The organism is Allobosea sp. UNC402CLCol (assembly GCF_000745475.1).
Taxonomy (GTDB): Bacteria; Pseudomonadota; Alphaproteobacteria; order Rhizobiales; family Beijerinckiaceae; genus Allobosea; species Allobosea spartocytisi.
On the sequence record NZ_JQJJ01000017.1, the window covers coordinates 63,368 to 87,366 of the forward strand.

General features: G+C 65.2%; 25 protein-coding genes. 10 read left to right on the forward strand and 15 right to left on the reverse strand.

Annotated features, from left to right (window positions below):
- Positions 1 to 7: 7 nt before the first annotated feature.
- The 3 genes from GY40_RS22160 to GY40_RS22170 form a co-directional block, all read right to left on the reverse strand.
- Positions 8 to 229 carry a hypothetical protein gene (locus GY40_RS22160; RefSeq protein WP_038367122.1) on the reverse strand — a complete coding sequence of 74 codons (222 nt, stop codon included), beginning with the start codon at positions 227 to 229 and terminating at the stop codon, positions 8 to 10.
- 221 nt (positions 230 to 450) lie between these two features.
- Positions 451 to 687 (reverse strand): hypothetical protein, encoded by a 237-nt coding sequence (locus GY40_RS22165; protein ID WP_038367125.1) that lies wholly within the window; start codon positions 685 to 687, stop codon positions 451 to 453.
- Between the two features lie 82 nt (positions 688 to 769).
- Positions 770 to 1,234, reverse strand: a complete 465-nt coding sequence (locus tag GY40_RS22170) for a hypothetical protein (RefSeq protein WP_248311257.1) — start codon at positions 1,232 to 1,234, stop codon at positions 770 to 772.
- Positions 1,235 to 1,736: 502 nt separating this feature from the next.
- Between GY40_RS22170 and GY40_RS22175 the strand changes: the two genes are divergently transcribed.
- The 7 genes from GY40_RS22175 to GY40_RS22205 all read left to right on the forward strand — a co-directional run bounded on the left by GY40_RS22175 (position 1,737) and on the right by GY40_RS22205 (position 10,034).
- Complete coding sequence (locus tag GY40_RS22175; RefSeq protein WP_038367131.1) at positions 1,737 to 3,638, forward strand: ABC transporter substrate-binding protein; 1,902 nt, start codon at positions 1,737 to 1,739, stop codon at positions 3,636 to 3,638.
- A 100-nt stretch (positions 3,639 to 3,738) separates the two neighbouring features.
- The gene (locus GY40_RS22180; protein ID WP_038367134.1) at positions 3,739 to 4,743 is read left to right on the forward strand and encodes an ABC transporter permease; all 1,005 of its coding nucleotides are present in this window, start codon (positions 3,739 to 3,741) and stop codon (positions 4,741 to 4,743) included.
- Entirely contained in the window at positions 4,743 to 5,606 is an 864-nt protein-coding gene (locus tag GY40_RS22185) for an ABC transporter permease (protein WP_038367137.1), read from the forward strand. Before GY40_RS22180 ends, GY40_RS22185 begins: the two co-directional genes overlap by 1 nt.
- On the forward strand, positions 5,603 to 6,613 hold the full coding sequence (locus tag GY40_RS22190; protein ID WP_038367140.1) for an ABC transporter ATP-binding protein: 1,011 nt from the start codon (positions 5,603 to 5,605) through the stop codon (positions 6,611 to 6,613). Before GY40_RS22185 ends, GY40_RS22190 begins: the two co-directional genes overlap by 4 nt.
- Entirely contained in the window at positions 6,610 to 7,455 is an 846-nt protein-coding gene (locus tag GY40_RS22195) for an ABC transporter ATP-binding protein (RefSeq protein ID WP_051988417.1), read from the forward strand. Before GY40_RS22190 ends, GY40_RS22195 begins: the two co-directional genes overlap by 4 nt.
- The gene (locus GY40_RS22200; protein WP_038367143.1) at positions 7,452 to 8,987 is read left to right on the forward strand and encodes an arabinosylfuranosidase ArfA; all 1,536 of its coding nucleotides are present in this window, start codon (positions 7,452 to 7,454) and stop codon (positions 8,985 to 8,987) included. The genes GY40_RS22195 and GY40_RS22200 overlap by 4 nt, the downstream gene beginning before the upstream one ends.
- Before the next feature lie 15 nt (positions 8,988 to 9,002).
- Positions 9,003 to 10,034 (forward strand): ArsR/SmtB family transcription factor, encoded by a 1,032-nt coding sequence (locus GY40_RS22205; RefSeq protein ID WP_081925606.1) that lies wholly within the window; start codon positions 9,003 to 9,005, stop codon positions 10,032 to 10,034.
- Positions 10,035 to 10,164: 130 nt separating this feature from the next.
- Here the strand turns inward: GY40_RS22205 and ald are convergent, their stop codons facing one another.
- Positions 10,165 to 11,280, reverse strand: coding sequence for an alanine dehydrogenase (gene ald, locus GY40_RS22210; RefSeq protein WP_038367146.1), 1,116 nt, complete (start codon positions 11,278 to 11,280; stop codon positions 10,165 to 10,167).
- Positions 11,281 to 11,412: 132 nt separating this feature from the next.
- On the opposite strand from ald, the gene GY40_RS22215 reads away from it, so the two are divergent.
- Positions 11,413 to 11,595: a hypothetical protein gene (locus GY40_RS22215; protein ID WP_197062803.1), complete on the forward strand. Its 183-nt coding sequence runs from the start codon at positions 11,413 to 11,415 to the stop codon at positions 11,593 to 11,595.
- 86 nt (positions 11,596 to 11,681) lie between these two features.
- Here GY40_RS22215 and GY40_RS22220 read toward each other — a convergent pair whose 3' ends face one another.
- Entirely contained in the window at positions 11,682 to 12,581 is a 900-nt protein-coding gene (locus GY40_RS22220; protein WP_038367151.1) for a LysR family transcriptional regulator, read from the reverse strand.
- Positions 12,582 to 12,754: 173 nt separating this feature from the next.
- On the opposite strand from GY40_RS22220, the gene GY40_RS22225 reads away from it, so the two are divergent.
- The gene (locus GY40_RS22225) at positions 12,755 to 13,636 is read left to right on the forward strand and encodes an alpha/beta fold hydrolase (RefSeq protein WP_248311258.1); all 882 of its coding nucleotides are present in this window, start codon (positions 12,755 to 12,757) and stop codon (positions 13,634 to 13,636) included.
- Positions 13,637 to 13,695: 59 nt separating this feature from the next.
- Here the strand turns inward: GY40_RS22225 and GY40_RS22230 are convergent, their stop codons facing one another.
- The 6 genes from GY40_RS22230 to GY40_RS22255 form a co-directional block, all read right to left on the reverse strand.
- A complete protein-coding gene (locus GY40_RS22230; RefSeq protein WP_038367157.1) occupies positions 13,696 to 14,379 on the reverse strand; it encodes a hydrolase in 684 nt (227 codons plus the stop codon).
- Positions 14,380 to 14,420: 41 nt separating this feature from the next.
- Entirely contained in the window at positions 14,421 to 16,046 is a 1,626-nt protein-coding gene (locus GY40_RS22235) for an MFS transporter (RefSeq protein ID WP_038367159.1), read from the reverse strand.
- Positions 16,043 to 16,462: a DoxX family protein gene (locus GY40_RS22240; RefSeq protein WP_038367289.1), complete on the reverse strand. Its 420-nt coding sequence runs from the start codon at positions 16,460 to 16,462 to the stop codon at positions 16,043 to 16,045. The genes GY40_RS22235 and GY40_RS22240 overlap by 4 nt, the downstream gene beginning before the upstream one ends.
- A 2-nt stretch (positions 16,463 to 16,464) precedes the next feature.
- The gene (locus tag GY40_RS22245; RefSeq protein WP_038367162.1) at positions 16,465 to 18,342 is read right to left on the reverse strand and encodes an amidohydrolase; all 1,878 of its coding nucleotides are present in this window, start codon (positions 18,340 to 18,342) and stop codon (positions 16,465 to 16,467) included.
- Positions 18,343 to 18,443: 101 nt separating this feature from the next.
- Positions 18,444 to 18,716: a XapX domain-containing protein gene (locus GY40_RS22250; protein WP_038367164.1), complete on the reverse strand. Its 273-nt coding sequence runs from the start codon at positions 18,714 to 18,716 to the stop codon at positions 18,444 to 18,446.
- 64 nt (positions 18,717 to 18,780) lie between these two features.
- Entirely contained in the window at positions 18,781 to 19,617 is an 837-nt protein-coding gene (locus GY40_RS22255) for an alpha/beta fold hydrolase (protein WP_038367166.1), read from the reverse strand.
- Between the two features lie 244 nt (positions 19,618 to 19,861).
- Here GY40_RS22255 and GY40_RS22260 point away from each other — a divergent pair, with 244 nt between their 5' ends.
- The gene (locus GY40_RS22260; protein ID WP_051988418.1) at positions 19,862 to 20,203 is read left to right on the forward strand and encodes a winged helix-turn-helix transcriptional regulator; all 342 of its coding nucleotides are present in this window, start codon (positions 19,862 to 19,864) and stop codon (positions 20,201 to 20,203) included.
- A 376-nt stretch (positions 20,204 to 20,579) separates the two neighbouring features.
- Here GY40_RS22260 and GY40_RS22265 read toward each other — a convergent pair whose 3' ends face one another.
- The 4 genes from GY40_RS22265 to GY40_RS22280 form a co-directional block, all read right to left on the reverse strand.
- On the reverse strand, positions 20,580 to 21,746 hold the full coding sequence (locus tag GY40_RS22265) for a mandelate racemase/muconate lactonizing enzyme family protein (RefSeq protein WP_248311259.1): 1,167 nt from the start codon (positions 21,744 to 21,746) through the stop codon (positions 20,580 to 20,582).
- A gap of 86 nt (positions 21,747 to 21,832) precedes the next feature.
- Complete coding sequence (locus GY40_RS22270; protein WP_038367168.1) at positions 21,833 to 22,597, reverse strand: amino acid ABC transporter ATP-binding protein; 765 nt, start codon at positions 22,595 to 22,597, stop codon at positions 21,833 to 21,835.
- Positions 22,587 to 23,249, reverse strand: a complete 663-nt coding sequence (locus GY40_RS22275) for a GntR family transcriptional regulator (RefSeq protein WP_038367297.1) — start codon at positions 23,247 to 23,249, stop codon at positions 22,587 to 22,589. The genes GY40_RS22270 and GY40_RS22275 overlap by 11 nt, the downstream gene beginning before the upstream one ends.
- 35 nt (positions 23,250 to 23,284) lie before the next feature.
- Positions 23,285 to 23,983, reverse strand: coding sequence for an amino acid ABC transporter permease (locus GY40_RS22280; RefSeq protein ID WP_051988420.1), 699 nt, complete (start codon positions 23,981 to 23,983; stop codon positions 23,285 to 23,287).
- Positions 23,984 to 23,999: the final 16 nt, after the last annotated feature.

Consider the following 23,999-nt stretch of genomic DNA (forward strand, 5'->3'; position numbering starts at 1 on the left):
ATGATCGTCACCGGGAGCCGGATGCCGGCGATTTCGTTGTCGAAAGGACGATCTGGTCGTGACCGATCGCCCTCTCATGTCCGTCAGCGCCTCTGACGCGATACTGGCGCTCTCCGCTCTCGCGCACGGGCATCACGCGAAAGACCTCATAATCTCCCTCTCCCGACCGGTCGGCGAAGCCGAATGAGAGGTTCACGATATCGCCAACCTTGATGATCCGTTCGGTCATGGTTTTTCACTTTCGAGGGCAAGTTGCCCGGCGGGACGCCGCGCGTCTTCGCGACGGGTATCCAGGCGCGCGTCGCAAACGCCCATCGCATCCAGCAGCGCGGCGATACCAACGCACGACGACCCTCGACGGATCGGGATGCAGGTACAAGGCCTGCCTGTTCGGGAAACTGGGCTGGGACAAGATGTCCGCCGATCTGTTTGTGCAAGATCGCCGAAGGCTCAGGCGTGCAAGACCCGAAGCGGCGCCAGTTTCGGCCGATCCCCGCCGACGCGGGCAAACTGGCGAATCTCGGCGAGACTGATCAGACAGGATACCACGGATTCGCCGCCGCTGTTCTCATTTGACCGATCGCGATGCAGGCGGTCGCGGCAGGCGCCGGCATCGAGGTCGACCAGCGATAATGCGAGATCGCTATCGCCCCGGAAACCAGGCAAAGGCACGCGCGGCTTCAGCACACGCCCCCGGCGCGCTGTCCCGAAAGCGTCGCGACCGCTCGACCGATGTCGCACTGCGCGCGGAACGGTCGCTGCGATCGCCTCAAGTCTTCGGCATGCCGAGCCTTTCGGCACAGGCCTTGGCGACCGCCGAGTCGGGCGATGTGCTGCCTATCATCGTGGCCCAGCCACCCTTGGCGATGAAATCGCCCTGGCTCCACGAGCTGATCTTCTTCAGCTCGGAGAGCGCGGTATCCGCGTTTGGCTGATTTTGGAAGTTGCTCACGCAGATCGGAGACAAGGCGGCGACAACGGCATTCTCGGCTCTGAGCTTCGCCAAGCGCTCGCTCGACGCGGCTGTCGACCAGCCGCCCCAGGAGAATCCGACTACGGCCAGGGCGATCGCGCCACCAACGGCACCCCAGATGGCAGGCTTGGTCTGTGAAGGAATTTTCATGATATTTTCTTCCATCCTGCGGAAGAAAATCCTTCCGCAGAACATAATATCACACTTTAAAGAAATAATTCGTAATATTTTATTTTCAAGGACGATGACGAATATTTTCAATTATGCAGAAATTGCGCGCGATACTTCGCGTTAAAGCTGCGGCCGGCGCCGATCGAAAACAGTAGGTCCTGAATTTTTCGCAGCTCAAATCTCTCTGGAAATCGCAAATCGCCTGAAATCTCAGGGGGGAGCGATCCAGCGGCGATGGCGGTGCTCGGGCGCTATGGGCTTGTCCCGGATTCGGGCGGACCCCGGACACCGATCAGGGCGGACCTTTCTCCTCCATCCGGGCGCGATAGGGCGGCCAGAGCCCTGCATATCGTTCGCGGTCGCGCCGGATCGCCGACACATCAGCCCGGGCGATCTTCACGGCATGGCAAGCGGCGCGGCCGGATGTGGCGGGGCACTCGAAAGATGCATTATAATTCATATTTTCAATGTCTTACGTCATTCATATCTAACCTTCTGATATAGACCATATCCATCGTTGCTCCCCTTTTGGGCACCGCCTAAGCTCGCGTCATCGAAGGGCGAACAACGCCCCGTCTTTAGGGAGGTGACGATGACGCGTCTGCGCGCGTGGCTGCTTGCGGCCGCGCTCCTTGCACCCGCAATACCGTTCTTGCCGACGCCGTCGGCGGCCCAGGGCGTTCCGCAGAGCATCCCCCGCAAGGAGCTCCTGATTCTCGAGAATCCGGAAGGGACGATCAAGAACGCGGGCTGGTTCAACATCTGGGCGATCAACGCCGGCAGCCAGTCGAACGGGCTGCAGCAGGCGGCGCTCGACACGCTCTGGTACATCGATCCCGAAAAGGGGCTGGACGGCGCCTGGGACAATTCGCTGGCCGCCGAGAAGCCGGTCTACAATGCCGACTTCACCGAGATGCGGGTCAAGCTGCGGCGCGGCCTGTTCTGGAGTGACGGCGTCGAATTCACCTCCGCGGACGTGAAGGCAACGGTCGATATCCAGATCAAGAACCCGAACATGCGCTTCTCGGCGGTGCTCGCCAATAACGTCGCCTCCGTCGACACGCCTGACGCCGAGACGGTCATCTTCAAGCTCAAGAAGTCCAACTCGCGCTTCCACACCAATTTCACCGTGCGCTGGGGGGCGATCTGGATCCTGCCCAAGCACGTCTTTGAGAAGGTCGAAGATCCCGCGAAGTTCGACTTTAACAAGCCCGTCTCGCTCGGGGCCTATACGCTCCACTCCTTCGACCCCGACGGCAAATGGTACATCTGGCAGCTGCGCGAGGACTGGCAGCGCAGCTCGCTCGGCCGGCACGGCAAGCCGGGACCGAAATATCTCGCCTATATCGACCCGGGGCCGCCGGACAAGCGCGTCATCGCGCAGCTCAATCATGAGCTCGACGTCATTCACGACATCGCCCCGGAGGGCATGTTCACGCTGGCAAAGCAGGACAAGGGCACCCGCGCCTGGTTCAAGGGCTTCCCCTATGGCCATCCGGACCCGACCTTGCCGGCGGTGATCTTCAACACCCAGCACGAGCAGCTGAAGAACCGCGACGTGCGCTGGGCGCTGGCGCTGATGATCGACGTCAAGGCCGTGACCATGGCCGCCTATCGCGGCGCCGCGACCATCTCCGCGATCGCCGTGCCGCCGACCGGTATTCATCCGGAGGCCTATCACAAGCCGATGGAGGCCTGGCTCAAGGATTTCGAGATCGATACCGGCAAGAGCAAGATCAAGCCCTACGACCCGACGGTCGGCAAGCAGATCGCCGACATGCTGCGTCCGTCCATGGGCGACCAGATCCCCTCCGATCCGGCGGTGATCGACAAATCCTTCGGCCTCGGCTGGTGGAAGACCAATGTCGCCGCCGCCGGCGAATTGCTGACGCGGGCCGGCTTCCGCAAGCAGGGCAACCAGTGGCTGACGCCTGACGGCAAGCCGTTTGTGGTCAGGCTCATGGTCGAGGGCGATCTTCGGCCGGTCATGACGCGGGCGGGCACGATGATCGTGCAGCAATGGAAGCAGGCCGGCGTCGATGCGCGCATCGACGTCGCGCAGGGCACGCTGCTGACGCGGCGCGCGGCCGGCGATTTCGACGCCTTCATCGGCTGGAGCGTCGAGACCTGGGGCGGCCATCAGGACCTGTCCTATTTCATGGACAGTTGGCATTCGCAGTTCGTCGCCCCGCCCGGCCAGCCGCAGCCGCTGCGTAACTGGCAGCGCTGGAGCCATCCGGAACTCGACAAGATCATTGAGGACATTCGCAAGATCGACTTCGACGATCCCAGGGGCGTCGAGCTCGGTCGCGACTACGTCAAGCTGATGACCCGCGAGATGCCGATCATTCCCTTGATGGCCTACAACGTCTTCACCGCGATGGATCAGACCTATTGGAAGGGCTACCCGACCGCCGACGATCCCTACGCGAACCCGGTCACGAACTGGGGTAACTCCCGCTACATGTTCGTGCGCTTGAAGCCGGCCAACTGAGAAACCCGGGCCGCCTCGCCGGGCGGCCCGCCTTCCTCCCAGGACAATCGCCAGCCGGTGACGTCTGCGTCGCACGGACCGGTGGAGCTTTCGGGATCGCATGAGCGCCTACCCCGCCTATCTCGCGAAACGTCTGGCCCAGTTCGCCGTGGTGGTTTTCATCGGGGTCAACCTGGCCTTCGTGATCACCCATGCCTCGCCGATCGACCCGGTCGAGCAGTCGATCTCGGCCGTGACCTCCTTCGGCAGCACCGCGCCCGAGGCGATCGCGGCGATGCGCGCCTCGCTGCAGGAGCTCTACGGGCTCAAGGGCACGCTGGCCGAGCAATACCTCACCTTCTGGAGCCGGGTGCTGCGTGGTGATTTCGGTCCCTCTCTCTCCGCCTTCCCGACCCCCGTCTCGACCCTGATCGGTCGCGCGCTGCCCTGGACGGCGGGTCTGCTGATCGTCTCGACGCTGATCACCTGGGTGCTGGGCAATTGGCTCGGCGGGCTCGCCGGCTACTACCAGCGCAACCGCACGCTGAAGCTGATGGGCGTCGTCGCCATGGGCGTCCATCCGATCCCCTACTACATCGTCGCGCTTCTGCTGCTCATCGTCTTCGGCTTCCTCTGGCCGGTGCTGCCGATCACCGGCGGGTCGGCAATGAACCTGCAGCAGGGCTGGAACTGGTCCTTCGTTTCGAGCGTCGCCCGGCACTCGGTCCTGCCGGCGCTCTCGCTGATCCTGATCGGGCTCGGCAGCTGGTTCCTCGGCATGCGCTCGCTCGTTTCGAACATCGTGACCGAGGACTATGTCGTCTATGCCGAGATCGCCGGGCTCGACAGCCGCAGGGTGCTCGGCTCCTACGTCATGCGCAATGCGCTGGCGCCGCAGGTGACCGGGCTCGCCATGTCGCTCGGCGGCATCTTCAACGGCGCGGTGATCACCGAGAAGGTCTTTGGCTATCCCGGCGTCGGGACCCTCCTTGTCGATGCGGTCTATGCCGGCGACTACGGTCTGGTGCTCGGCGTCACCACCGTCTCGATCATCGCCGTCTCGGTCGGGGTCCTGGTGATCGATCTGCTCTATCCGCTGATCGACCCGCGCGTGGAGCTGCGCTGATGCTGGCCATCCTGCGGGACCTGATCCGCTACAATCTCGAATTCCGGATCGGGCTCGTGCTCGTCGGCATCGTGGCGATGATGGCGGCGCTGTCCCTCGTCTCGCTCTATCCGGCGGGCGACGTCTATGTCGTGCCGCCCGACCTGCCGCCCTCCACCGCCTATTGGCTCGGAACGACCTCGCGCGGGCAGGACGTGTTCTGGCAGCTCACGGCGGCGATCCGCAACACGCTCTTCTTCGGCATCATGGTCGCGGCGCTGTCGCGGGTGATCGCGCTCGTCGTCGGGCTGCTCGCCGGCTACTGCGGCGGCTGGATCGACCGGGTGCTGATGTCGATCAACGACACCTTCATCATCATCCCGCTCTTCCCGATCCTGATCCTGTTCTACTTCGTGCTGCGCGACTCGATGTCGACGCCGCTGCTCGCCACCATCATGGCCTGCCTCGGCTGGGCCTATGACGCCCGCCTGATCCGCTCGGTCGCCCTTTCCCTGAAGACGCGCGAGTTCACGCAGACGAGCATCTTCTCGGGGATGAAGACGCACGAGATCCTGGCGCGCGAGCACCTGCCCTATGTGCTGCCGATCGTCTTCTCCACCACGATGAACAACATGAACTGGTCGATCGGCATCGAGGTCACCCTCGCCGTGCTGGGCTTCACCGACATCAACACACCGACGATCGGCGGGATGATCTACTGGGCCAACCAGCATACCGCTCTCGTGGCCGGCATCTGGTGGTGGATCGCCTTTCCCGTCGCGCTGGTGGTGATGACCTTCGTCGGCCTGTTTCTGCTGGCTGTCTCGATGAACGAATATATCGACCCGCGCAGCCGTCTCGCCCGGATGGGAGGCAGCCGATGAGCGGCGGGGACGATGCGGGGCCGGTGCTCGAGGTTCGCGACCTCCAGGCGCATTTCCGCAGCCATTATTTCGGCGTCAACCGCGAGGTCAGGGCGGTGGACGGCGTCACCTTCGCGGTGAACCGCAACGAGATCTACGGGCTTGCGGGGGAATCCAGCTCCGGCAAGACGACTCTGGTCAAGACGATCGCGGGGCTGCTGAAGCCGCCGCTCGAAATGGTCGGTGGTTCGGCCCGCTTTTCCTTCCTGCCGGGCTGGGACGCGATCGGCCGGGCGCCGCCGGATGTGGTGCGCGCCATCCGCTGGCGGCACCTGTCCTACATCATGCAGGGCTCGATGAACGTGCTGAACCCGCTCAGGCGGGTCAGGCACAGTTTTCGCGACTTCGCCTGGCGCCATCTCGGCGGCAGCAAGGCCGAATTCGACGCGCGGGCCGAAGCGCATCTGGAGCGCGTCAAGCTCGACCCGTCGGTGCTCGCCGCCTATCCGCACGAGCTGTCCGGCGGCATGCGCCAGCGTGTGACCATCGCGCTCGCGACGATCTGCAAGCCGGATTTCATCATCGCCGACGAACCGACCACGGCCCTCGATGTGGTCGTGCAGAAAGACGTGCTGGCGATGATCCGCGCGATCCAGTGCGAGATGGGCTCGAGCGTGCTGTTCATCACCCATGACATGGGTGTCCACGCCGCCCTGACCGACCGGCTCGGCATCATGTATGCGGGGCGCCTCGTCGAGGATGGCGAGACGCCCGAGATCTTCTCGCGGCCGCTGCATCCCTATACGCGCCACCTGATCGCGAGCCTGCCGCGCATCGGCGACACGCAGCAACGCGAGGGCCTCGAAGGGACCCCGCCCAATCTGGCGGCGCCTCCGCCCGGCTGCCGCTTCCATCCGCGCTGCCCGCTGGCCATGCCGATCTGTGCAACCACCGTGCCCGCCATGATCGAGACCTTGCCCGGCCATCGTGTCGCCTGCCATGCGGTCAACGAGGGGGCGGCGGCATGAGCGCGCTGCTTGAACTCGACCGGGTCAGCAAGAGCTTCTCGCGCGGGGGGCTGTTCTCGACGCGCCGCGTCGAGGCGGTGAAGGAGGTGAGCTTCGCCCTCGCGGCGGACAAGCCCGAGATATTCACCGTGATCGGCGAGTCCGGCTCTGGCAAGTCGACCCTGGCGCGGATGATCCTCGGCATCCATGCGCCCAGCTCCGGCCTGATCAGGCTCGGGGGCCGCGACGTCGCGGCCTATGAGCGACGCGCCTTCATGGCCGAGGTCCAGCCGATCTTCCAGAACCCGTTCGAGGCGTTCAATCCGCTGAAGCAGCTCGACCGCTATCTGTTCATGACGGCGGAGCGCTTCGGAGGCGCGGCCGGCAAAAGCGCCGTCGAGGAACCGGTCGACGAGGCGCTGCGGCAGGTCGGATTGTCGCTCCCGGAAATCGCGGGGCGGTTTCCGCACGAGCTTTCCGGCGGCCAGCTGCAGCGTGTCGCCATCGCGCGTGCCCTCGTCGCGAAGCCCAGGCTGATCGTCGCCGACGAGCCTGTCTCGATGGTGGACGCATCTCTGCGCATGTCGATCGTCAACCTGTTCGGCCGGCTGCGCGACGAGCTCGGCCTGTCGATCGTCTACATCACCCACGATCTCGCCACCGCCTACTACATCAGCGACCGGCTGATCATCATGCAGAAGGGCGTCGTGGTCGAGCAGGGACCGGCTCGTGCCGTGCTCTCGGCACCCACGCATCCCTATTCCCGCCAACTCCGCGACGCCGTGCTCACGCCCGACAGCGCCGGAGCCTTCCGTGCCACCCATCCACGCAAAGCGGTTGAAACATCCGGAGACAGGTCATGAGACAAGCCAGCATCACCTTCGACCGCGCCTTCGCCATCGGCGACACCGATCCGAGGCTCTTCGGCGCCTTCGTCGAGCATCTCGGCCGCTGTGTCTATGGCGGCATCTACGAGCCAGGCCATCCCACCGCCAACAAGCGTGGCTTCCGCAAGGACGTGCTCGAACTCGTCAAGGAGCTCGGACCGACGATCATGCGCTATCCGGGCGGGAATTTCGTCTCCGGCTATAATTGGGAGGATGGCGTCGGCCCGATCAAGGACCGCCCCGCCAGGCTCGACCTCGCCTGGTTCACCACCGAGCCGAACAGCTTCGGCACCAACGAATTCGTGGACTGGTGCCGGGCGGCGAAGATCGAGCCCATGCTCGCCGTCAATCTCGGCACGCGCGACGGCGACGCGGCGCGCAACCTCGTCGAATACTGCAACCATCCCGGCGGCACGGCCTGGTCGGATCTCCGCATCAAGCATGGCTGGAAGAAGCCGCATGACATCAAGTTCTGGTGCCTCGGCAACGAGGTCGACGGTCCCTGGCAGATGGAGCACAAGACCGCGACGGAATACGGGCGCGTCGCCTATGAGGCGGCGAAGATGATGCGCTGGATCGACCCGTCGATCGAGCTCGCCGCCTGCGGCTCCTCCGGCCGCAACATGCCGACCTATGGCCGCTGGGAGGACGAGGTGCTGGAGCACACCTTCGACCAGGTCGAATTCATCTCGCTGCACACCTACTTCAACAACTACGCCGGCGACACCAAGGCCTTCCTCGCCAGCCCCGACCTGATGGACCAGTTCATCGAGGAGGTCGTCGCAATCTCCGACGCCGTGGCGGCACGCCGTCGCTCCGACAAGCGCATCATGCTGAGCTTCGACGAATGGAATGTGTGGTACCGGACGCGGCGCGTGCGGGCCGACCGCGTCAAGGAAGGATGGCCGGTGGCGCCGCCGATCCTCGAGGAAATCTACTCCATGGAGGATGCGCTGGTCTTCGGCGGCGCCTGCATCTCGCTTCTCAATCACGCCGATCGCGTGAAGACCGCCTGCCTCGCACAGCTCGTCAACGTCATCGCGCCGATCATGACCGAAACCGGCGGTCCGGCCTGGCGCCAGACCATCTTCTGGCCCTTCGCGCAGATGAGCCGGCTGGGACGCGGGACCGTGCTCAAGGCGATCGTCAAATCCGAAAGCTACGAGGCCTCCTATTTCGACCCCAGGGGCAAGCAGGATCTCTTCTATCCGATCGACGCGCCCTATCTGAAGGCGTCCGTGGTCTGCGACGACAAGGGCGTCTCGCTCTTCCTGCTCAATCGCGACCTTGAACAGGGCGTCGAGGTCACCGTCGATGCGCGCGGCTTCGGCAAGCTCACGGTCTCGGAAGCGACCGAACTGCGCCATGCCGACCTGAAGGCGGTCAACAGCAAGGAGGAACCGCTCAAGGTCAAGCCGGCGACCTTGAAGAAGGTCTCGACGAAGCCGGACAGCATCACCCTGGCCTTGCAGCCGGCTTCGTGGAATGTGATCAGGCTGGACAGCTGACAGAAGCCCGCGACGATGGACGAGAGCCCGCCACGACACCAGCGCGGCCGCCGCGGCAATCGCGGCGACACGTCGGGCGCGACCAAGCCGCGCGACCGGGGCTTCCTCGTCGTCAACGCCGACCGGCAGTATCAGGTGCTGCGCGGCCTGGCCTCTCCGGTCAGGCTGCGCATCCTGAGGCTGCTCAACCGGCAGGGCCCGAAGAACATCAATCAGATTGCGGAGATCCTCGGTCTGCCGCAATCGACGATCGTGACCAACGTCCAGGTGCTGGAGGAGGCCGAGCTGATCTCGACCTCGCTCGGCAAGGCCACCAAGGGCCAGCAGAAGGTCTGCGCCGCCCGCTATACCGAGATCGTCGTCAATCTCGACCCCGACGATCCCAGCCGCGAGAACAATGTCGTCGAGGTCGAGATGCCGCTCGGGCTGTATACGAATTCGGACGTCTCCGCCCCCTGCGGTCTGTGCTCGACCGAGCGCATTCTAGGGGTGCTCGACGTGCCCGAACTGTTTCTCGATCCGCGCCGCGTGCAGGCGGCGCTGATCTGGTTCGGTCGCGGCTATGTCGAATACAAATTCCCGAACAACGCGAAGGTTCTCAACCGCAAGGTCGAAGCCCTCGAATTCGAGATGGAGATGTCGTCGGAAGTGCCGGGGACCAATTCCGACTGGCCCTCGGACATCAGCCTGTGGGTCAACGAGCGCAAGATCGGAACCTGGACATGCCCCGGCGATTATGGGGACCGCCGCGGCGCCTACACGCCGCACTGGTGGAAGCTTGAGGGATCGCAATACGGCATTCTGACGACCTGGCGCATCACGGCCGAAGGCACCTTCCTCGGCGAGCGCAGACTCAGCGATGTCACGATCGAGGAGCTCGACCTCGACCGGCACCACTCGATCAAGATGCGTGTCGGCATCGACGAAAGGGAGGGCAGGCCCGGCGGCGTCAACATCTTCGGCCGCGGCTTCGGCAATCACAACCAGGACATCAAGATGCGGCTGCACCTGCACGCGATGACCGCGCTTCCCCACGCCACGACGTGAGCGTCACCCGCCCAAACACGCCGTAGTCGGACCGCGAACTCAGGCTTTCGCGGCAGATGGCTTCCACGTCAGGAGCAGCTCGGCAGCTCCCGGCAAACCGTCCAGGGAAAAACCGCCGGGAGCCACCGCCTTATGCGGCCAGGGCCTTCTCCACCGATACGCAGGGTGATCGAAGGCTGGCGGCGACCGGTTCGTTCGTGATCTGGCCGCGGTGGACGTTCAGGCCGGCCGCGAGATGGGGATCGCTGCGAATGGCGTCGAGGCCCTTCGCGGCGAGCGCCAGTCCAAACGGGAGCGTGGCATTGTTCAAGGCGTAGCTGGAGGTCAGCGGGACGGCTCCGGGCATGTTTGCGACGCAATAGTGGATCACGCCGTCGACCTCGAAGGTCGGATCGGCATGTGTCGTCGGCCGCGAGGTTTCGAAGCACCCGCCCTGGTCGATCGCGACATCGACGAGAACCGCCCCGCGCTTCATCCGCGAGAGCTGCGTGCGTGACACCAATCGCGGTGCCGCAGCGCCGGGGATGAGGACCGCTCCGATGACCACGTCGGCGGCGACCACCTCCTCTTCGATGGCATGCAGCGTCGAAAACCGCGTGCGGACCCTGCCGCCGAACAACTCGTCGAGCTGCCGCAGCCTTTGCAGCGATCTGTCGATGATGACGACGTCCGCGCCCAATCCGGCGGCCATGCGGGCAGCATGCGTGCCGACGACGCCACCGCCGATCACGACGATGCGGGCCGGCGGAACGCCGGGCACGCCGCCGATCAGGATGCCGCGCCCGCCTGCATGGCGCTTGAGGGAAACGCCGGCGGCCTCGATCGCGAGCCGTCCCGCGACCTCGCTCATCGGCGCCAGAAGCGGCAACCCGCCAAAGCGGTCTGTCACGGTCTCGTAGGCAATGGCGGTGACGCCGGACTGTACCAGGCCGGCCGTCTGTTTCGGGTCGGGGGCGAGGTGCAGATAGGTGAAAAGAATCTGGCCTTCACGCAGCTGCCCCCACTCCGTCGGCTGCGGTTCCTTGACCTTGACGATCATATCCGCCGAGGCGAACACCTCGGCAGCGTGGCCCACAATCCGCGCTCCGGCTGCTTCATAGGCTGCATCCGGGGCGGAGATACCAGTCCCGGCTCCTGCCTCGATCAACACCTCGTGGCCGGCGGCAACATATTCCCGGGCGGCTTCCGGCGTCAGCCCGACGCGATATTCATGGACCTTGATTTCCTTGGGGACGCCAACGCGCATGATTTCCTCCAACCGGCTGCGGGATCGATGTGTCGTCTCGATCAGCGTCGAGATTCTACCAGGAAACACCGTATCGCTCCCGGCCCCTGTTCGCGAAGGCCTGCAAAATTGGCCGTGATCTTGGGGGGCGATTTGAGCACGACGCGCAGCAGCTTTGGCAGCGACGGCAATTTCACGTCGGGCGTCGGGACCTCGACGCTCGACGGGCTGGGCGTCATCGGGAACGAGTGGCACTCGCCGCGCGAGCACATTCTCGTATCGGCCCTGCCGCGCAGGGAAGCGCTGCTGAGGCACATGATCTTGCGCCTGCGCTGACGCCTCAAAATCCGATCGCAGGTCTCGCTGCTGCATGAGGGGCGGCGGCGAGAAGCTTTGTCGTCCGTCCCGCTGCGGATTGCGCCTCAGCGTTCCCAAGGGGGCGGATCGCCGAAGGCGCGGCGAAGGCAATCTGCGAAGGCGCGCAGCTTCGCCGAGGGGCGGCGACCTTCGGGATGGGCCAGGTGAATGAATTCGGTTTCAGGCTGAACGCCGATGTCGACGATGCGCAGACCGCCGCTCCGGATCTCGGCGCTTGCGATGAACAGCGGCAGCAATGCGATGCCCAGACCCGCCAGCGCGGCATCCCGCATCATGTCGCCGTTGTTGACCCGCAGCGCCGGGCGCCCGCGCACGCTGATGGCGCCCTCGGGCCCGCGGAACCGCCAGTCGCCCACGCCGCGGTTCGTGTAGAAGATGCCGTCATGCCCATCGAGCTCGGCCAATGAGCCGGGCGTCCCGCGCCGCGCGAGATAGTCCGGCGACGCGACGAGAGCCCGCCGGCTCGGCGCCAGGGTCCAGGCGACGAGGCGCGAATCCGCGATCGGCCCATGGCGCAGCACGGCATCAAAGCTGTCGGAGCCGGCATCGATACGGCGGTCGTCGAGGTCGAGCGTCAACTCGATCCGGGGATGCCGGGCCAGAAAAGGGTAGATCGCCGGGCCGAGATGCATCCGGCCGAAGGTGACCGGTGCCGAAATCCGCAACGCTCCGACGAGGGCGCCCCGCCGCTCCGCCATATCGGCCGCAGCCTCCTCGACATCACGGGCGATACGGGTGGCGCGGGTGAGAAAGGCGGCTCCGTCCTCGGTGAGCGTGAGCCGGCGCGCGCTGCGATGCAGGAGGCTCGCGCCCAGGCCGCGTTCCAGCTCGGCGAGGCGGTCGCTCACCACCGATTTCGACAGGCGCAGCCGGCGGGCCGCCTCGCTCAGAGAGCCAGCCTCCGCGATTGCGACGAAGGTTGCGATACCGTCGAGCTTCAACATCGTTCGGTTTTTCCGGACCTGAATTTCGCTGATGCGATGCTAATCCGAACGTGAGGCCAATGCTACGTTGCGTCATGCCAACGGGGCTGACAGCGACGGTCACAGCGACCGCCCTCCCGACAGGCGGGAGATTTTAGATGTTGAAGCTCGCTTTAGCACTTGGAGCACTTGCCATGGCGACCCCGGCGGTTGCTCAGGTTTCCGACTTTCCGGCTTCCTTCAAGACGCAGGAGATCGCGACCAACGGCGCGACCATCCATGTTCGTGTCGGCGGGCGGGGCCCGGCGGTGCTGCTGCTGCATGGCTATGGCGAGACCGGCGACATGTGGGCACCGATGGCGGCCGATCTGGTGCGGGACTACACGGTGGTGGTGCCCGATCTGCGCGGGCTCGGCCTGTCGTCGAAGCCGGCCTCGGGCTTCGACAAGAAGACCCAGGCCGGGGACGTGGCCGGCGTGCTCGACGCGCTCAAGATCGAGCGTGCCGATCTGGTGACGCATGACATCGGCAACATGGTCGGCTTCGCCTTCGCCGCGCAGTATCCGCAGCGCGTCGGCCGCTTCGCTCTCATCGACGCACCCGTACCCGGCGTCGGTCCCTGGGAGGAGATCCTCAAGAACCCGCTGCTCTGGCATTTCCGTTTCGGCGGGCCGGACATGGAGCGGCTCGTGGCCGGCCGCGAGCGCATCTATCTCGACCGCTTCTGGAATGAGTTCTCGGCAACGCCGGCGCGCTTCACCGAGGCTTCGCGCGAGCATTACGCCAAGCTCTACGCATTGCCCGGCGCGATGCATTCGGGCTTTGCCCAGTTCGCGGCCTTCGATCAGGATGCGATCGACAACCGCGCTTTTCTGAAGGCTGGCGGCAAGCTCACCATGCCGGTTCTGGCGCTCGGCGGCGAGAAGTCGTTCGGCACGACGATGGCGGTGGTCATGCGGGATGCTGCGACCGACGTGACCGAAGGCGTTATCCCCGATTCCGGTCATTGGATCATGGAGGAGAACCCCACGGCCACGATCGCCATGGTCCGCCCCTTCCTCGACAAGGGGCGTTGATCCATCCGGGCATTGACGGAGGTCACGGCGGAAAGCACCCGGCTGTGACCTCCCGAACCTCAGGCCTTTGCCGGCCGAGGGCCGATCCGCTCGCCATGGGTGACACGCTCCGGCGCGCCGTGGACCATCGTATAGGCGTAGTCGACGCCCATGCCATAAGCGCCGGAATGCTCCTTCACGAGGCCCATGACCGCGTCATAGCTTTCGCGACGGGCCCAGTCGCGCTGCCATTCGAGCAGCACCTGCTGCCAGGTCACCGGGACGACCCCGGCCTGTACCATGCGGTCCATGGCGTATTTATGCGCATCGACCGAGGTGCCGCCGGAAGCATCGGCGACCATGTAGATCTCGTAATCGCCTTCCAGCATGGCGCAGAGCGCGAAGGTCGTGTTGCACACCTCGGTCCAGAGGCCGGAGACGACCACCTTCTTGCGGCCATTGGCAGCGAGCGCGTCGCGGACGTTCTGGTCGTCCCAGGAGTTCATCGAGGTGCGCTCGAGGATCTTGTTCTGCGGAAAGACCGCCAGCAATTCGGGATAGGTATGGCCGGAGAAGCTCGTGGTCTCAACCGTGGTGATCGTCGTCGGAATGCCGAAGATCTTCGCGGCCTTGGCCAGGCCGACGACATTGTTCTTCAAGACCTGTCGATCGATCGACTGGACGCCGAAGGCCATCTGCGGCTGCTGGTCGATGAAGATGATCTGGCAATTCTGCGGGGCGAGGACTTCGAGATATTTCGTCATAGGGCTCTCCTGTTCGTGAGTGGTTGAATGGCGCGACCGCATCAGGTCTTCGTTCCTGCAGGGGCATCGGCAGGACGGGCCGGCGGATCGACATGGAGGAAGTGGCGGACGACCGGCCCTTCCTGCCCGGCATGGAAGCGCCTGACTTCTTGCTGGATATCGGCATCGGCCTTCGAGACGCGGCGATGCTGGCGCAGATGCTCGGCCCAGGACGAGACCATGAACCACTCCACGAGCTTCTCGGGGTCGGCCGTGTCCTCGGTGATGCCCCAGCCATAGGCTCCGTCGCGGCGCCGCTCGATCGACAATTCGTTGATCGCCCGCAGGAACGCCTCCCGATCGGCAGCCGGCACGCGGTATTCGATCAGGATCAGAACGGGGCCGCGATCATTGCCGACCTCCGCCGCGACGAGCGGTTCCGGCCAATGATTGGAGGGCGCGAGATCGGCCTCGCCCGCGGGCAGCTTGATCCGGTGCATCACGATTCCGGCCACGAGCAATGCGGCCGCGCCGATCAGCAAGGTGCCGCGGATGCCGGCTGCTTCCGCGACCGCGCCCCAGCCGAGGCTGCCGGCGGTCATCGCGCCATTGAACACGGTGAGATAGACGGCAAGCGCCCGTCCACGCACCCAGTTCGGCAGAATGGCCTGCGCGACGCCATTCAGCGTCGTCAGCGCCACGATCCAGGCCATCCCGAGTACGAGCAGGATGACGATCGCGAGCCATTGCGGTGGCGACAGCGTCAGCGCGGCCATGACCAACGCTGTGAGCATGGCCGAGAGCAGCAGCAGGCCATCGGCATCGAGACGCTCCCGCAAGCGCGGCAGGATGACGGCACCGCCGATCGCGCCTGCTCCAACCGCGCCGAGCAGGACGCCGTAGAAGCTGGCGCCGCCGCCGAGCAGATTGCGTGCGACCAGCGGCAGCAGCGCCCAGACGGCGCTGGCGCAGCCGAAGAAGATCGCCGCGCGCAGCAGCACGCGATGGAGCTCCCGGCTCGCTTTGGCATAGCGCAGCCCGGCCCGGAACGCCCCGGCAAAGCGCTCGCTCAGCGCGTCGTCGGCGCCCACCGGGCGGCGCCACCAGAACAGCGCTCCGATCACCAGCACATAGCTCAGCACGTCGGCGCCATAGGTGAAGCCGGCGCCGAAGGCGGCGAGGATCAAGCCGCCCAGCGCGGGGCCGATGGCGCGCGAGATGTTGATGCCGAGCGAATTCAGCGCCACCGCGCTCTTGAGATCGGCCTTGCCGACGAGTTCGGGCACGATCGCCTGCCAGGTCGGCGCCATCAGCGCCGCGCCAATGCCGCCGAGAAAGGTGAGGCCGACCAAAGCGGGCACGCTGAGCTGGCCGAGGCTGGCCAGCGTCATCAGCGAGAGGCTGACGCAGCCGAGCAGGATCTGGATGGCGATCAGGAATTTGCGGCGGTCGAGGATATCCGAGAGCACGCCGGCCGGGATCGCCAGCAGGAAGATCGGCAGCGTCGCCGCCGCCTGCACCAGCGCCACCGCGGCGGGTGCGCCGGAGAGGTCGGTCACCAGCCAGGCGCTGGCGACGTCGCGCATGAACGAGCCGATATTGCCGATGATCGTCGCCGCCCAGAGGACCGCGAAGACCTTCTGGCGCAGCGGTGCGAAACCGGATCCTTGCGAGGCGGTGCCGGTCATCGCGCTGATCCTTTTCGCTGGCTAAAGTCGTCGAGCGCCACGATGATGAAGCCGCCGATCAGGCCGAGATGCTCGAAGAAGGCGTTCATCGCCATCATTCGCCCCTGGCCGGCCGGCATTTCCCAGAAGCGCAGGGCGACGAACGTTGCAGCCAGCGTGAACATGGCGAGCGCCAGCGCCGCGAGCCAGCGCCAGCGGCCAAGCAGGATGAGCGCGCTCATCGCGAGTTCGAAGACGATAACACCGATCGCGAAAATCGGCGCGGGCGACAGGCCGAAATGGGTCATCTCGGCGATGGCGCCCTCGAAATCGAGGACCTTGGTCACCGGACCCTGGATATAGGCGGCGCAGAGCAGCAGCAGTGCCAGCCAACGCAGGCCGCGCATCGGCTGCGAGTCGTGGTCGTTCGCTGTCATGGTCACACCGCCCACCAGGCGCAGCCGAGCGCGCCCCAGAAGCTGCGGAGGTCACCGACCGGCAATTTGCTCGACCAGGCGCTGGCATGGTCGTGGCCATGCACGCCGCAGGAACTGGCGCAGCCGCAATGCGTCATGGCCGCCCGCCGCAGCGAATTCTTGCCGGCGCCATCCGGCTCGCCCCAGGCGCCATAGCCCTTGAACGTCCTGACCGGCGACCAGTCCGGCATCGCCGGCGGTGGTGCGCTCTCGTCGAGCCCGGCGAAGTCCCGCGCGCCATAGACGACCTTGCCGCCGACGATGGTCAGGTCCGCCGAGATATGCGCGATGTCGTCTTCGGGGCAGCCGAAGAAATCGCGATCCGGCACGATCAGATCGGCGAACTGGCCCACAATGATCCGGCCTTTCTTGCCCTCCTCGTTGGAGAACCAGGTGACGTTCTCCGTCCACATCCTGAGCGCGGTCTCGCGGTCGAGGCAGTTGCGCTGCGGCGTGATGCGCAAGCCCCCGACCGTCTTGCCCGTGACCAGCCAGGAGAGCGCGACCCAAGGGTTGTAGGAGGCGACGCGGGTGGCGTCGGTGCCGGCCGAGGTCTTCACCCCCTTCTCCAGCAGGCGCGCCACGGGGGGCGTCGCTTCGGCGGCCGCCGCGCCGTAACGCTCGACGAAATACTCGCCCTGATAGGCCATGCGGTGCTGCACGGCGACGCCGCCGCCGAGTGCGGCGATGCGGTCGATCGAGCGTTCCGAGATCGTCTCGGCGTGGTCGAAGAACCAGTTCAGATCCTTGAGAGGGATCTCCTTGTCGACCTTCTCGAACACGTCGAGCGCGCGCGAGATCGTCTCGTCATAGGTCGCGTGCAGGCGCCAGGGCCAGCGGTTCTCGGCGAGGATGCGCACGACGCCTTCGAGATCGCCTTCCATCTCGGGCGGCATGTCGGGCCGCGGCTCGCGGAAATCCTCGAAATCGGCGGCGGAGAAGACCAGCATTTCGCCAGCGCCGTTATGCCGGAAATAGTCGTCGCCCTGCTTGTATGTCGAGGTCTTCGTCCAGTTGAGGAAGTCCTCCTTCTCCTGCTTGGGCTTCTGCGTGAACAGGTTGTAGGCGAGGCGGATCGTGAGCTGGTTCTCGTCAGCGAGCTTCTGGATGACGGCGTAGTCGTCCGGATAGTTCTGGAAGCCGCCGCCGGCATCGATCGCGCCGGTGACGCCGAGCCGGTTGAGCTCGCGCATGAAATGGCGGGTCGAATTAACCTGATAGTCGAAGGGCAGCTTCGGTCCCTTGGCCAGCGTCGCGTAGAGGATGGCGGCGTTCGGGCGCGCCAGCAGCAGCCCGGTCGGATTGCTGTTGGCGTCGCGTGTGATCTCGCCGCCCGGCGGCTGCGGCGTGTCCTTGGTATAGCCGACGGCCCGCAGCGCGGCGCCGTTCAGCAGGGCGCGGTCATAGAGGTGCAGGATGAAGACCGGCGTATCCGGCGCGACGGTGTTGAGTTCCTCGATCGTCGGCAGGCGCTTCTCGGCGAACTGGTGCTCGGTGAAGCCGCCGACGACGCGCACCCATTGCGGCGGCGGCGTCACTGCGACCTGGCGTTTGAGCATGCTCATCGCATCGGCGAGCGAGCGCACGCCGTCCCAGCGCAGCTCCATATTGAAGTTGAGCCCGCCGCGGATGATGTGGAGATGGTTGTCGATCAGCCCGGGCAAGGCGCTGCGGCCCTTCAGGTCGATGATCTTCGTATTCGGCCCGGCATGAGCCATCACGTCGGCTTCGCTGCCGACGGCGAGGAAGGCGCCGTCCTTGACGGCAACCGCATTGGCGATCGGGTTGCTCCGGTCGAGCGTCGTGAAACGGCCGTTGCGGAGGATGAGATCGGCGGTCATGGGAGCGGTTCCTCGCTGCGGAGACTGGGCTGCGGCGGTGCCGAGCAGGCCCGACAGGGCCCCGGCGGCGACACCAAAGGTGGTTTGCCGGCGTGTCGGACTCATGACTCCCGCCTTTCATGGTTTTGATCGCCCGAGGGGCGGGACGGCAGCGTGCCGAAGAGATGTTCGCCACATTCATGCCGCAGCCAGCCGAGCGTCAGGCCCTGTCCCGAAGCGAGGCGCTTTGCGACCGGAACGATCTGCTCGCCGGCGAGGATGCCGAGCAAGCCGATGAGCGCGATCACGGGAGGCGCAGGCGAGCGAACGTTCAGCAGGCCGTAGACGACGCCGACGAGCAGACCGGCGCCTAGCGAGACCAGATAGAGTTTCATCACGTCTTCCTGTCGCGTGGAATGGCAGCGGCCGGGCAAGCTGACGGCCGCTGCCCGCGGGATCTCAGGCCTCGACGAAGGCCAGCAGATCGGCGTTGAGCGTCCCGGCGTTCACGGTCAGCATGCCGTGGCTGAAGCCGGGATAGGTCTTCAGCGTGCCGTGCCTCAAATGCTTGATCGATTCATGCGCGGAGTCGGCGATCGGCACGATCTGGTCGTCCTCGCCATGGAGGACCAGCGTCGGCACGCCGATCGCCTTCAGATCCTCGGTCTGGTCGGTTTCGGAGAACGCCTTGATGCCGTCGTAATGGGCCTTGGCGCTGCCCATCATGCCCTGGCGCCACCAGTTCCAGATGACGCCCTGATCGACCTTCGCACCCGGCCGGTTGAAGCCGTAGAAGGGGCCGGTCGGCACATCGAGAAAAAACTGGGCGCGGTTGCCGGCCAGGGCCTGGCGGAAGCCGTCGAAGACTTCCAGCGGCAATCCCCCGGGATTCGTCTCGGTCTTGAGCATCAGCGGCGGCACGGCGCTGACGAGGACTGCCTTGGCCACGCGCCCCGACGGCTCGCCGTGCCTGGCGACATAGCGCGCCACCTCGCCGCCGCCGGTCGAGTGGCCGATATGGACGGCGTTCCGCAGATCCAAAGCCTCGGCAACGGCGAAGGCATCCGCGGCATAGTGGTCCATGTCGTGTCCGTCCGAGACCTGGGCGGAACGACCATGCCCGCGCCGGTCATGCGCGACGACGCGATATCCCTTCGACAGGAAGAACAGCATCTGCCCGTCCCAGTCATCCGAAGACAGAGGCCAGCCATGGTGGAAGACGATCGGACGGGCGTCCCGCGGGCCCCAATCCTTGAAGAAGATATCGACCCCGTCGCGCGTCGTCACGAATGGCATGGCAAGCTTCCTTCTCTAAAATGGTCCGCGGGCCCGTCAGGTCGGGCATCGTCCGGGGCCGGTTGCGAAAGCGCGGGCATCCGCGCGCTGGTCGCCGCCTGGAGCGGCGAACGAATATGTGGCCTTGCCTGCCCGACGACCGGTATGGGAAACCCGGAACATCCGAACTCTGGCGGAACCTAGGGGGCGGGCGGCGCGAAATCCATTAGTTACCTGAGAGATACCGGTAGTCAGAGCAAAGCGCATGACCAGTTCGAATGATTCCGCAGACGAACACTGTCTGGCCGACGGCTTCCTGAAGTTCTTCTCGCAGGAATGGATGAGCCACATCGTGTTTTCACTGGCTCGTCACGGGCCCCTGCGTTTCGGAGCTCTGAGACGGCAACTCCCGCCGCGGATTTCGGCGCGGGTTCTCTCCGCCCGGCTGAAGGCTCTCGAGGCCGCCGGCTATGTCGAGCGCCACGATCTCAGCGGACGGGTGTTGCATGTCGAGTACTCTCTCACGGCTTCGGGGCGCGCCGTCGACGTCGCGCTCGCGGGGAGCGAGCAGCTGCTGTCCGGCGGTGCGCGCCAGGAGCCGCGCTAACAAAATCTGAGCGGGTCTGGGCGTCGGCAATTCGTCCGTTCCGCCTGCGGCGTCGGACCGCCTTGCCGATATCTGGGTCATACATCTGCGACGGTCGAACACATCGACTGCGCCGCCTTCACGAGCCCAGGCCTGCTTCCGCTCGGCGGGCTTGGGGCTGGGCTCGAGGGCTTCTGGATTGGACTGATCGTCAAGCTGCTGCGCGGGAACGGTTATCGCGACTCTCGCAGCGCGATACAGATCGTTCGAACTGGGAGCTGACGAGAAAAGGCAGGCTGCGTTGTCAGGGCGTGCCGCTTCCCGACGGGGCGCCAGAGCCAGCTTCCGGCGCCACACGGCCCGCGTCTTCGATCGCGGGCCGTCAATTCGATCGATTTCAGACGTCCGCGCGGAAGTCGAAGCAGCGGAACGGGGCGATCGCTTCGGCATCGATCACGGCACCGATTCCGGGATCGGTCGGGACGGAGAGGCGGCCGTTCACCACGGCTTTCTCCGGCGGGTTGGCAAGGACCTGAACGTAGTCGTTCGCGTCCGGGAAATAGGGATAGGTTTCCAGCGGCATGCCGATGGCGGAGGCGGCCCAGACCTGTATCGTCGCGGCCGTGCAGAGCGAGCTCGCGCAGTTATGCGGCGAGACGCGGGCGTTGTAGCTCTCGGCCATCGCGGCGATCTGGACGGCCTCGAAGATGCCGCCGCAATTGCCGACATCGGGCATGACGATGTCGACGCCGCCGGTCTCCAGCAGATTGCGGAAGCCCTGCCGGGTATAGACGCGCTCGCCGGCTGCGATCGGGATCGGCCAGCGCCCAGCGAGATGGCGCAGGCCCTGCAGGTTGAAGGGGTCGAGCGGTTCCTCGACCCAGGTCACGTCGAGTTCGGCGCAGACATCCATGAAGCGAATCAACTGGTCGTTGTTGAGACCGCCGCTCAGGTCGAACATCAGGCCGATATCGGGCCCGACGACCTTCCTGAGATTGCGTACGCGGTCGATCGCGCGCTTGAACTCCTCCGTGCTCAGAGCGCGGCGCTGAACATGCCGCAGCGTCCCTTCCTTCTGGCGCGTCGCGAGCGGATAGCATTTCAGGATGGTGTAGCCGTCCTTCAACGGACGTTCCGCGGCCTTAGCCCACTCCATGGCGTCGTCATGGGCGCTGTTCCAGCCATTGGCATAAACCTCGAGCGAGGTTTCGAACTTCGCGCCGAAGAGCTCATAGACGGGAATGCCGAGGGATTGTGCCTTGATGTCCCACAAAGCCTGATCGATGGCGCTGAGCGCTGCGAAGACGATGGCGCCGCCTCCCTTGGTCCAGAACGAATTGTCGTAGATCTCGTGCCAGATGTTGCGCGGATAAGTGGCGTCAGCGCCGACGACCTTGTGCGCGAGGTCGCTGAGCATGCCCGCTGCGGCATTCGCTCCGATGCCATAGGCCACGGCAGCCTCGCCATAACCCTTGAGGCCGTCCTTGGTCGAAAGCTCGACCAGCACGGGGTGAAGCCCGCCGCCCCGGATGTTGAAGACCCGCATATTGTCGATCGTGAGCAAGGGAATGTCCTTTCCGCTTGAGGCAAAGGTGTCCCGTCAGCGCCTTCGCATAGGGCACCGCGGGCCTTCCGCCGAATGTGAAATCGTCAGTGAGTGAGGATGCGTTTCAGGAACAGCGCGAGCCGCTCCGACGAAGGCGAATGGAAGAGTCGCTCGGGCGGCCCGACCTCAGCAATGGCGCCCTGATCCATGAACACCATCCGGTCGGCGACCTTCTGCGCGAAGCCCATCTCATGGGTGACGCAGACCATCGTCATGCCGGATGCCGCCAGTTCGATCATCGTGTCGAGAACTTCCGAGATCATCTCCGGGTCTAGGGCCGAAGTCGGCTCGTCGAAGAGCATGATCCGCGGCTGCATGCACAAAGCGCGGGCGATGGCCGCGCGCTGCTGCTGCCCGCCCGAGAGCTGCGAGGGGTATTTATGGGCGTGCTCGGCGATGTGGACGCGCCGCAGATAGTCCATGCTGCGCTCCTCGGCATCGCCTCTCGACAGGCCGCGCGCCTCCATCGGCGCAAGCATGCAGTTCTCCTTGATGGTGAGATGGGGGAACAGGTTGAACGACTGGAAGACCATGCCGACCTCCCGCCGCACCTGCGACAGGGTCTTCGGCCCCAGTTCGACGCCTTCCACGCTGATCTGGCCGCCCTGGTGCTGCTCCAGCCCGTTGATGCAGCGGATCAGGGTCGACTTGCCGGAACCGGACGGGCCGCAGATCACGACCTTCTCGCCCTTGTCGATGGTCAGGGACACGTCCTTGAGGACATGCATGGCACCAAACCACTTGTTCAGCCCGTCGAGAGCGATGACCGCCTCGCGGCCGGCGGCCCCTGCCTTGATTTCAGCCTGCATGGTCCACCATCGCGAGCACGCGCTCGCCCTCGCTCAGGACATGGTGTTCGCTGTGGCCGGCCGCGGCCTCGCCGTCTCCGGCGAGGATCGCGTCGACGATCGGCGAATGATGGGCGATGGCGACCGAGAGGTTCGGCGCCGAGGCATAGGTCGAGTTGATGAACAGCCGGATCTGCTGCTCAACCATCAGATACTGATCGAGCAGGCGGCGATTGCCCGAAAGCTCGACGATGGTCCGGTGGAGCGAAAAATCGGAGTCGACGGCGACGGCGACATCGGCTCGCTCGCAAGCGGCGAAGAACGCATCCCGGACGCCGGCCAGCCGTGCCCGGCCATCGTCGTTCATCCGCTCGGCTGCCAGCCGCGCGGCCAGCCGTTCGAGACTGCTGCGCAGCGTGTAGATCTCCCAGAGATCCTGTCGATCGATGGTGGCGACCGCCCAGCCCGTATAGGGGGTCAGGACCACGAGACGATCGCGGCTGAGTTGATGCAGCGCGGTCCGGACCGTGCCGCGCGAGACGGCGAACTGATCGGCCAACGCGGCTTCCGTCAGCCGCTCGCCGGGCTTCAGGTCTCCGGCGAGAATGGATTCCTTCAGTGCCTCCGTCGCCAGTTGCTCCGCGGGCTGTCGCTTGAGGGCGGTCAGGCTCATTGGGTGCGTGCTTTCCTTGAATTCAAGCGAGCCGATCATGCCGCGGCCAGATCATAGAGATCGCGCCGCCCCTTGGCGAAGCGGCGTTCCAGCGCGCGCTGGACAAAGCCGTATGCGATCGCCAGCAGCAGGTACCAGATCGCGACCACCGCGATGACCTCGAAATATTTGAAGTTCGCGCTGAACAGGTTCGTGCCCGTCGCGAAAATCTCCGGGATGGCGATCGTGAACAGAAGCGAGGTGTTCTTGAGCAGGTTGACCGCCTGGTTCCCCGTCGGCGGAATGGCGATGCGGATCGCCTGAGGCAGGATGACCTTCATCATCATCGAGCGATAGCTCAGGCTCAGCACCTGCGAGGCCTCGCGCTGCCCGCGATCGACCGACTGGATGCCCGACCGGACGATCTCGGTCATGTAGGCGCCTTCATTGACGCCGAGCGCGATGATGCCGGCGGCATAGGCGGAGAGGTTGATGGCGCCCCCGGTCAGGGCCGGCAGCCCGTTGTACCAGAACACGATCTGCACCAGCACCGGAATGCCGCGTATGGTGGTGACGTAGAGCCGCACGAGCCTTTGCAGCAGCGGCACGGGCGAGTTCAGGACGATGCCGCCTACCGTGCCGATCAGGACGCCGATCACCATGGCCGTTGCGGCCACGGCGATCACGATGGCGACAGGCTCGAAGAAGCGCGTCGAGAACAGCAGGCTCAGGAAATAGTCGAGATCGAAGCGCATCCTCGCCTTCCTTGTT

Coding starts and splice junctions, on each gene's coding strand:
- GY40_RS22160 (WP_038367122.1), bottom strand. CDS start 229: ATGACCGAACGGATCATCAAGGTTGGCGATATCGTGAACCTCTCATTC.
- GY40_RS22175 (WP_038367131.1), top strand. CDS start 1,737: ATGACGCGTCTGCGCGCGTGGCTGCTTGCGGCCGCGCTCCTTGCACCC.
- GY40_RS22180 (WP_038367134.1), top strand. CDS start 3,739: ATGAGCGCCTACCCCGCCTATCTCGCGAAACGTCTGGCCCAGTTCGCC.
- GY40_RS22185 (WP_038367137.1), top strand. CDS start 4,743: ATGCTGGCCATCCTGCGGGACCTGATCCGCTACAATCTCGAATTCCGG.
- GY40_RS22190 (WP_038367140.1), top strand. CDS start 5,603: ATGAGCGGCGGGGACGATGCGGGGCCGGTGCTCGAGGTTCGCGACCTC.
- GY40_RS22195 (WP_051988417.1), top strand. CDS start 6,610: ATGAGCGCGCTGCTTGAACTCGACCGGGTCAGCAAGAGCTTCTCGCGC.
- GY40_RS22200 (WP_038367143.1), top strand. CDS start 7,452: ATGAGACAAGCCAGCATCACCTTCGACCGCGCCTTCGCCATCGGCGAC.
- GY40_RS22205 (WP_081925606.1), top strand. CDS start 9,003: ATGGACGAGAGCCCGCCACGACACCAGCGCGGCCGCCGCGGCAATCGC.
- ald (WP_038367146.1), bottom strand. CDS start 11,280: ATGCGCGTTGGCGTCCCCAAGGAAATCAAGGTCCATGAATATCGCGTC.
- GY40_RS22220 (WP_038367151.1), bottom strand. CDS start 12,581: ATGTTGAAGCTCGACGGTATCGCAACCTTCGTCGCAATCGCGGAGGCT.
- GY40_RS22225 (WP_248311258.1), top strand. CDS start 12,755: ATGGCGACCCCGGCGGTTGCTCAGGTTTCCGACTTTCCGGCTTCCTTC.
- GY40_RS22230 (WP_038367157.1), bottom strand. CDS start 14,379: ATGACGAAATATCTCGAAGTCCTCGCCCCGCAGAATTGCCAGATCATC.
- GY40_RS22235 (WP_038367159.1), bottom strand. CDS start 16,046: ATGACCGGCACCGCCTCGCAAGGATCCGGTTTCGCACCGCTGCGCCAG.
- GY40_RS22240 (WP_038367289.1), bottom strand. CDS start 16,462: ATGACAGCGAACGACCACGACTCGCAGCCGATGCGCGGCCTGCGTTGG.
- GY40_RS22245 (WP_038367162.1), bottom strand. CDS start 18,342: ATGACCGCCGATCTCATCCTCCGCAACGGCCGTTTCACGACGCTCGAC.
- GY40_RS22250 (WP_038367164.1), bottom strand. CDS start 18,716: ATGAAACTCTATCTGGTCTCGCTAGGCGCCGGTCTGCTCGTCGGCGTC.
- GY40_RS22255 (WP_038367166.1), bottom strand. CDS start 19,617: ATGCCATTCGTGACGACGCGCGACGGGGTCGATATCTTCTTCAAGGAT.
- GY40_RS22260 (WP_051988418.1), top strand. CDS start 19,862: ATGACCAGTTCGAATGATTCCGCAGACGAACACTGTCTGGCCGACGGC.
- GY40_RS22270 (WP_038367168.1), bottom strand. CDS start 22,597: ATGCAGGCTGAAATCAAGGCAGGGGCCGCCGGCCGCGAGGCGGTCATC.
- GY40_RS22275 (WP_038367297.1), bottom strand. CDS start 23,249: ATGAGCCTGACCGCCCTCAAGCGACAGCCCGCGGAGCAACTGGCGACG.
- GY40_RS22280 (WP_051988420.1), bottom strand. CDS start 23,983: ATGCGCTTCGATCTCGACTATTTCCTGAGCCTGCTGTTCTCGACGCGC.